We start from the raw sequence: 8,250 nt of genomic DNA on the forward strand, positions 1-8,250 counted from the left end.
CTAATGCTTCCGCTTTGTTTTATTTTTTTTATTGCTGAACTGTGTTATCTCGCGCCAGGAGATGGTATTGAGTACATCCTGTTTTTTACACCAGCCTCTCCTGGCAATTGTTACCCCCAACTGCATCAGGTCAAAATGCACCTTGGCATGTGCATCGGTATCAATCACCAGCTGTACCCCTTTGTCTATGGCCATCTTAACGAGATCGTCCTGCAGGTCCATTCTGCCGGGCTGCGCATTGATCTCCAGTGCAGTACCCGTGGTGGCCGCCTTGTCTATCAGCTGGCGCCAGTTGACCGGATAAGCATCCCTTGTGCCTACCAGCCTGCCGCCGGGATGCCCGATGCAGTTGACAGCAGGATGTTCACAAGCCTTCAGCAACCGCTGGGTATTATCCTGTGCCAAACCGCTATGAATAGAGGCTACCACCCAGTCGAATTTTTCGAGGAGATCGTCTGGTAAGTCCAGCTGACCATCCGCCAGTATATCCACTTCCACGCCTTTTTTGATAAAGTCGCGTCCTATCTTTTTGTTCACCTGGTCTATCTCCCTGAACTGTCTTACAAAATCATCCGGTTCCAAACCATGTGATATCCGTTCACTGGGGGAATGGTCTGTCATCACCAGATATTCGTACTGAGGAAACGTCTTCATTACATAACGGGCCAGTGTTTCTATTTCTTCTTCACCATCGCTCCATTTACTGTGCAGGTGCATATCTCCTTTGATGTCTTTTAATGTCACCAGTGCCGGTAATTTGTTTTTGGCAGCCAGATCTATTTCGCCCTTATCCTCCCGCAGTTCCGGAGGGATGAATTGCAGCCCCATATACCGGTACATTTCTTCTTCTGTTTTTCCAGCCAGGTATTTATCTGTCTTCAGGTCAAAGAGGCCGTATTCATTCAGCTTCCAGCCCCTTTCCCTGGCAATGGTGCGCAGGCGGACGTTATGTTCCTTTGAACCGGTGAAATACAACAGCGCCGCACCGTAGGCATTTTCCGTCACGATACGGACGTCCACCTGGGTCTGGTTTTGCAACAGCAGGCTGACCTTAGTATCTCCACCTGCCAGCACACGAACGATACCAGGCAGCTTTTGTGTTTTATCAGCCAGCTTTTTCTGGTCCTTTAAAGTGGCCATTACGATGATATCAATATCCCCCACCGTTTCCCTTCCTCGCCGTACACTGCCTGCCAGCTCAGCTTTGCGGACTTCAGGGAACTGCCGGATGGCCTGCAGGATTTTATTCCCGGCTAGTACAGCATCCCATAACAGCAGGCGGGACTGGGCTTCTTCAAAAAGATGCAGCCCGCGTTTTATGTTTTCAATTTTTTTATCGCCGAAACCTTTAATGCCTTCCAGCCGTCCCTCGTCAATAGCCTTCAAGAGCTCAGCCCGGGTGTTGATGTCCAGTTGCTCATGTAATACTTTCACCAATGCCGGTCCAAACCCGGTAATGTCCATCATGTCCAGCAGCTCTTCCGGGATTTGTTCCTTCAGCTCTTCATATTTTTTCACTTTACCTGTTTTCAGGTATTCGATGATTTTTTCTGCAATGCTGGAGCCTATCCCATTTAATTGGTCCAATGCCTTTTTATCTTCTGCATAGGCGGAGATGTCTGCCTGCAGGTTGTTGACGGTACGGGCAGCGATTTCATAAGCGATGGCACGAAAACGTTCTTTAGTGCCGAGGTATTTGTAACCGGAAGCCATATGATGCAATAGACGGGCTACCGTAGCATTTTGTTTGATGGTATTTTCAGTAGTCTGGATCATGGCAAACGTATTTTAGCTTTTCGGGAACCTGATAAACGACGTGTTGGTGGTTTTACCATCTTCAGAAAATCCTTTTCCTGCAATAACCTGATTGCTTTGTTCTCACTGGCTTTGGTGAGTTTGCTACCGGCATGCTCTCCTACCACCAGATAATTGAGTGCATGTGATACGCTGCTGAGCACCTGTCCTCCGTGTTGTTCCACCATTTCGGCAGCCTCACTGCGGGTGAGCCCGGCGAGTGTACCGGTGAAGAGGAATGTTTTTCCTTTCAGGGTGTCATCTGTTCTGGCACGATGTCCGGCAGCATGCATATTTACGCCCAAACGTTCCAGCTTCTTCAGCGATCTTATATTTTCCCTATCTGCAAAAAAGTGGCTGATGCTCTCTGCTACCTTCGGGCCTATTCCTTCTCCTCTCAGGTCTGCCGGCTTTTTCCGGGCTATGTCCGGCAGATAGTCTACCTTTTTGGCCAACACCTTCGCTGTGGTAAGGCCCACGTAATGAATGCCCAGTCCGAAAACGAGACGCTGCAAAGGCTGATGTCTGGCCCGCTCTATCATACTCATTAAATTGGCTGCCGACCTTTTACCCCATCCTTCCAAAGCAGCCACCTTGCGTTCATTCAGTTCAAAGATGGAAGGAATGTCCTTTATCAGCTTTTGCTCATAGAACTCGCGGACATGGCTTTCTCCCATACCGGTAATATCCATCGCATCCTTACTGGCAAAATGAACAATCCGTTCCAGCACCTGCGCCTGACAGTTGATATTCACACAATACCATATCTGCTCACCGAAGGGCTTCTCCAGCGCATGCCCGCAAACAGGGCACTTTGAAGGAAAACGTATATTCGTCTCCGTTCCCTTCCTCATTTCCGTTACCGGTTTAACGATATATGGAATCACATCGCCAGCCCGTTCCACTAAAACGGTATCGCCTACACGAATATCCTTGTCCTTTATCAGCTTTTCATTAAAAAGGGAAACAGAAGACACCGTTACCCCGCCAATCGCTACCGGGTCAATTTTAGCCACCGGCGTAATAGCTCCCATACGGCCCACGGAAAATATGACCTTCCGCAGTTTGCTGTTGGCCTGTCTGGGCTTGAATTTATAAGCGATAGCCCAGCGCGGATGGTGGCTGGTCATGCCCAGCAATCGCTGTTCATCGGCATCATTAACTTTTACGACCAGGCCGTCTATCTCATACGGCAGCGAATCTCTTTTCTTTTCAAATGACTGGCAATAACGGACCGCTTCCCGGATGGAAGTGACGACCTTCTTCTGTGCAGCGGGCGTACCAAATCCCAGTTTCGCCAGCAGGTCCAGCGTGCCAGCCTGTGTTTTCAGGGCTGCCGGTGCCGGATGCCCTTTCTTCATCGTATAATAACTGACATGATATAATACCGCTTCCAGTTTCCGTTGTGCGGCGGCCTCCGGATGAATCATGCGTAAAGTACCGGCAGCGGCATTCCGCGGGTTGGCCATGGGAGGCAACTGATGTGCGATACGTTCCTGATTAAAAGCTGCGAAACTTTTTTTACTCATTAATACTTCTCCCCTGATCTCTATGGTGGCAATCCCCAAAGCAGCAAAGGGCGCAGATGACGGGATGGAAGCGATGTTCCGGATGTTGCCGGTAATATCTTCTCCGGCAGCACCATCTCCGCGTGTAGCTCCGCGGAGCAGTCTATCGTTTTCGTATATCAGGGAAATGCCCGCCCCATCAAATTTGGGCTCCAGGCAATAAGCAGACTCATGACGGGTGGCCTGCCGGGTTTTAGCGATCCATTCTTCGAGGCCTTGTGTATGGTAGGTATTTTCCAGACTTAACATCGGCACTTTATGCTTTACTGCAGAGAGCGCGGAGCTTAAGCCTTCAGCCACTTTCTTCACGGGTGACCCTGCCTTTGTCAGCGCAGGATGCTCCTTTTCCAATTGCCTGAGCCAGGCAAACAATCCATCGTATTCATAATCATTTACAACAGGAGCACTTTTTATATAATAAAGCCAATCGTGATACGGAATAACGCGGTACAATGCATGCATAGTGCTTTTTGTATCCTTTAACAGCCGCCCTTTTTTGTGATGCACCAGGAGGCTTTCTGACAACGATTGTAACGCAGCTGCCTGTTTACTGTTATACTGCTTCATACACTGTTTTTAGTATTAATGAAGACCAGTCACCATTCTGTTGAAGGGCCACAAGATACATGCCGTTGGTGTATATCAGGCCCGGCCATGGAACTTTCCCTCTATACTTTCTGTTATCATTGTATGAAATCTGCGTATGAAATCTGCTCAGCCCAAATACACCTTTTACAACAAACTATATACTCTTTTCATTGCTGATGTATATAGTGCTTGCCGGTTTATTCTTCGTTTTTTTTCAGAGGTATTCAAGCCTCCCTACGAATTCCGTGAAACGGTAAAGCAGTGTTATAATGTGGGATACAAATCCCTTATGCTGGTATCCCTGACAGGCTTTATTACAGGTGTGGTATTTACCAAACAATCGCGTCCCTCCCTGGCAGAGTTTGGCGCTACCTCCTGGTTGCCGGGGCTTATCTCCATTGCTATTGTAAGGGCATTGGCGCCCCTGATCACCTCACTGATCGTGGCTGGAAAAGTAGGCTCCAATATCGGGGCAGAGCTGGGCTCCATGAAAGTTACGGAACAGATTGAAGCGATGGAGGTATCCGCCACCAACCCGTTTAAGTTTCTGGTGGTCAGCAGAGTGGTGGCCACCACCATCATGAATCCCTTGCTGGTAAGTTACATGGCTTTTGTAGGGCTGCTGGGCTCCTATACCAATGTATACCAGCATGAGAAGACCAGCTACATAGCCTTTTTTCAACATGGCTTTTCCAGCATATCGTTTCTGGATATTTTTGCTTCTATTTTCAAATCGGTGGTGTTCGGATTTACGATCGGCATTACCAGCTGTTATGAGGGATATAATGCAAAAACAGGCACACAAGGTGTCGGCAAAGCAGCCAACCTTGCAGTGGTCGTAAGCATGTTTTTGATCTTTATTGAAGAAATGATCATTGTACAGATCGTAAATCAATTCAGACCATACTAAACCAATGCCATGAAAAAAGAACCTGTAACCATAGACAAACAAAATGCCGTGATCCGAATCAGAAGCCTGTACAAGTCATTTGATACGGTAGATGTACTGATGGGTATGGACCTCGATTTATATAAAGGGGAAAATGTAGTGGTGCTGGGGCGTTCCGGAAGCGGAAAATCGGTACTGATAAAACTTATCGCCGGCTTGCTCAAGCCGGATAGTGGCACTATCAGCGTAGCAGGAGAAGAAGTAGATAAACTTCATCCCAAAGCATTGCAGGAGCTACGATTGAAAATAGGTTTCCTCTACCAGGGGAGTGCATTATATGATAGCATGACTGTCAAGGAAAACCTTGAATTCCCATTAGTCAGAAACAGGGAGCACCTCACCAGAAAAGAAATTGATGACGGGATTAATGAAGTACTGGAGCATGTGGGACTAATGCAGAGCCTCCACCAGATGCCGGCTGAGCTCTCAGGCGGACAAAAAAAAAGGGTGGGGATAGCCCGTATGCTGATCCTGCGGCCGGATATCATCCTATATGACGAACCTACTGCCGGGCTCGACCCGGTAACCAGCGGAGACATTATCATGCTGATTAATGATGTACAGAAAAAATACAAGACCAGCTCCGTAATCATCACTCATGACCTTACCTGCGCCAAAGCCACCGGCGACAGGTTAGCGCTGATAGAAAATGGCAAGTTCAAGCGGGAAGGATCTTTTGAGGAAGTATTTACCACAGGAGATGTTGAAGCGAAAAAGTTTTATGATTACAATTTCATCATTGACACATGAACAGGCATTTATTGATAGTCGGTATCTTTTCCTTTATTGCACTCGCTTTCATTGCTGTTGCAATATGGACTCTTGGTCGCCAGCATAAAGTGTTCGGGAGCAAGCTTCCCATCCGGGCGATTATGGCAGACGTAGGCGGTCTGAAAGAGGGAGACAATATCTGGTTTTCAGGGGTAAAAATAGGCATCGTAAGAACAATTTCCCTGACAGAGGATGGAAACGTCCTTGTTGTCATGAATATTGAACAAGAATCCAGAAAATATATTCACCAGGATTCGAAGGTTAAACTTGGTACAGACGGTCTTATCGGCAACAGAATCATCATTGTGTACGGAGGTACGGCAGGCTCTCCATTGATAGCAGATACCGGATACCTCCATGGTAATCCGTTGGGCACTGATATGATAAGTTTATTGGACTCCAGCAGCGGCAACCTTCTTCAGATCACCCGCAACCTCAAGGAAATCAGCCATAGAATATTAACCGGTAAAGGCGCAATCACCACACTGATCAATGATTCCACTATGGCCGGTAATTTACAGAACAGCCTGAGCGATGCCAGGAGTGCTATCACCAATATCCGTAATGCTTCGTCCAGTACTCCCAAAATGATGAACAACCTCTCTGACTTCTCTCATCGTCTTAATAAAGAAGGATCATCCATCAACAACCTGCTGGCCGACACTATCAGCTATGCCAGGATCAACAAGAGCATAGTCAGGCTACAGGAAACCATGGATACCCTGGCTGCATTTTCTGCCAATCTGAAAAAAGCCAGTGATGAACTGAATAACGGCAATAAAAACGTACCCAATGTACTACTGCATGATGAAGCCGCCGGCGCGCAACTGAAGAGTATGATCAGCAACCTCGATACTGCCAGTACTAAACTAAAGGAAGACATGGAAGCGTTGCAACACAATTTTTTGTTGAGGGGATTTTTTAAAAAGAAACAAAAAACAACACAACAATAATCGTTCAGGGAGCTGGTGCCTTCCCGCCGTTACAACGGAAAGGCACCTCACTCCAGGATGACCACTTAAACAAAATTAGTTACCAACTGCTTTCTGGGCATCTACAACACCCCATCCCAGCTGACCGTTTTTAAGCGGGTAATTGGAACCAGCTCTCTGCATCCTGGCAACAATGCTATCTCTTGGATAGGAAGGATATTTACTCCATACCAGCGCTGCAATCGCTGCGCAACTGGCTGTTGCCACAGAAGAACCACCAACTGTATTAGGTGCATCACCTGTATAGGCAGTAGTCAGCGGGTTAACACCGGTAGTTGATTTTTCCATCACAATAGTGAAAGCCACTTCTCTTCCGAAATGACAGTCTTCACAAGGAGTAGTGAAATTGTCTCTTACACCAGTTACAGCCTGCACTTCCGGCATAGTAGCCGGATAGATAACACCGAGCCAGGGCCCGATGGTAGAGTTGGTGGTACCGGCAGCACAGAACATCAGTTTACCTTTACTGTAAGCATACTGGATACCATCGGTGATATGGCCGAAAGAAAAGATTGAGCCCATGCTCATGCTGATAATTTTTACGGCGGCATCATCAGCACCCATTACATAGGCATCACCGACACCCTGTACAGCCTCATTTGACATGATTACCACATTTTCAGCGGCATGTACGGCAATCAGATTACTGTTATAGGCAATACCGGAACTGGCGCCGTTTACGCCACGTGGAGATGCAATCACACCTGCCATTTTAGTACCGTGGCCACAAACGTCTGCAGGCGTACCTCCGGGCCAGGTGGCCACTTTGGTGATCGTTCTGCCGGAAGAAGCGCCCTGGTTGAAAGCACTGCCCAGGTTGGCCTGATCAGGACTTACACCGGTATCAATAAGCATTATTTTTACGCCGGCGCCAGTGGATTGTGTCCAGGCCTGGGGAATGTTGTGAATCGCATAGTTCCAGGACTGTTTAGCATTCGGTGTAATGGTGGTATAGTCTACACCTGGTACCAGCGTGGTTTTGGGCAGGTTGGAGTCACAACCAAAGGTTAAAATAGAAGTTCCGGAGGCAGCACCACTACTGGCAGGAGCTACCTGCATGTTACGTCCATAGCCCACCGGCTCTGCATAACGTACCATTTTGGATGCACGGAGCGCTTTTACAGTAGCCAGGCGGCTGGCTTTTACGTAGAAAACAGGCAGTTTGGCAGACTGGTAGGTAACGGGACTTTTCTCCAGTTTGCTGCCTTTGTTCTGTTCATTTTCAAGGATGATGTTCAGCACCTGCTGACGGGCAGCAGCCCACTCGGAGCTGTTGACGTCAATTCTACCGAGTTGTTTGCTGATGTCTGTTGTACCGTCAGGCTGGTAACCTACGGACAAAATGCTGTCGCTTTGTACCAGTGCGCTCCAGACAACATTGTCATTTACCATTTTCCAGTCGAAGCCACCGGTTTTTTTAAGGATTTCATAGACCTGTGCATTGATTACAGATTTTGGTACAACACCCTCTACTGACTGTGGGGCATTAGCTTGCAATGGTGTCTCTGATCTTTTACAGGAAACAACAGTTGCTAAAAGAATAATACAAGCTGCAAATAAATTAGAAATTCTCATGGATTTCATTTAG

Annotated in this window: 6 protein-coding genes; 3 read left to right on the top strand and 3 right to left on the bottom strand. The window is 47.6% G+C overall.

Annotated features, from left to right (window positions below; genetic code table 11):
• Positions 1–1,776: a DNA polymerase/3'-5' exonuclease PolX gene (gene polX / locus KD145_RS05535; protein ID WP_212004909.1), complete on the bottom strand. Its 1,776-nt coding sequence runs from the start codon at positions 1,774–1,776 to the stop codon at positions 1–3.
• Complete coding sequence (gene ligA, locus KD145_RS05540) at positions 1,773–3,929, bottom strand: NAD-dependent DNA ligase LigA (RefSeq protein WP_212004910.1); 2,157 nt, start codon at positions 3,927–3,929, stop codon at positions 1,773–1,775. The genes polX and ligA overlap by 4 nt, the downstream gene beginning before the upstream one ends.
• 136 nt (positions 3,930–4,065) lie before the next feature.
• Between ligA and KD145_RS05545 the strand changes: the two genes are divergently transcribed.
• From KD145_RS05545 to KD145_RS05555, 3 genes are read left to right on the top strand one after another with little or no spacing between them, the layout of a single operon-like run.
• Entirely contained in the window at positions 4,066–4,860 is a 795-nt protein-coding gene (locus KD145_RS05545) for an ABC transporter permease (protein WP_212004911.1), read from the top strand.
• A gap of 9 nt (positions 4,861–4,869) precedes the next feature.
• Entirely contained in the window at positions 4,870–5,649 is a 780-nt protein-coding gene (locus tag KD145_RS05550; RefSeq protein WP_212004912.1) for an ABC transporter ATP-binding protein, read from the top strand.
• A complete protein-coding gene (locus KD145_RS05555; RefSeq protein WP_212004913.1) occupies positions 5,646–6,623 on the top strand; it encodes an MlaD family protein in 978 nt (325 codons plus the stop codon). The genes KD145_RS05550 and KD145_RS05555 overlap by 4 nt, the downstream gene beginning before the upstream one ends.
• Before the next feature lie 75 nt (positions 6,624–6,698).
• Here the strand turns inward: KD145_RS05555 and KD145_RS05560 are convergent, their stop codons facing one another.
• The gene (locus tag KD145_RS05560) at positions 6,699–8,237 is read right to left on the bottom strand and encodes a S8 family serine peptidase (protein WP_212004914.1); all 1,539 of its coding nucleotides are present in this window, start codon (positions 8,235–8,237) and stop codon (positions 6,699–6,701) included.
• Between the last annotated feature and the right edge of the window lie 13 nt (positions 8,238–8,250).

Source organism: Chitinophaga sp. HK235 (assembly GCF_018255755.1).
In the GTDB taxonomy this organism is placed as follows: domain Bacteria; phylum Bacteroidota; class Bacteroidia; order Chitinophagales; family Chitinophagaceae; genus Chitinophaga.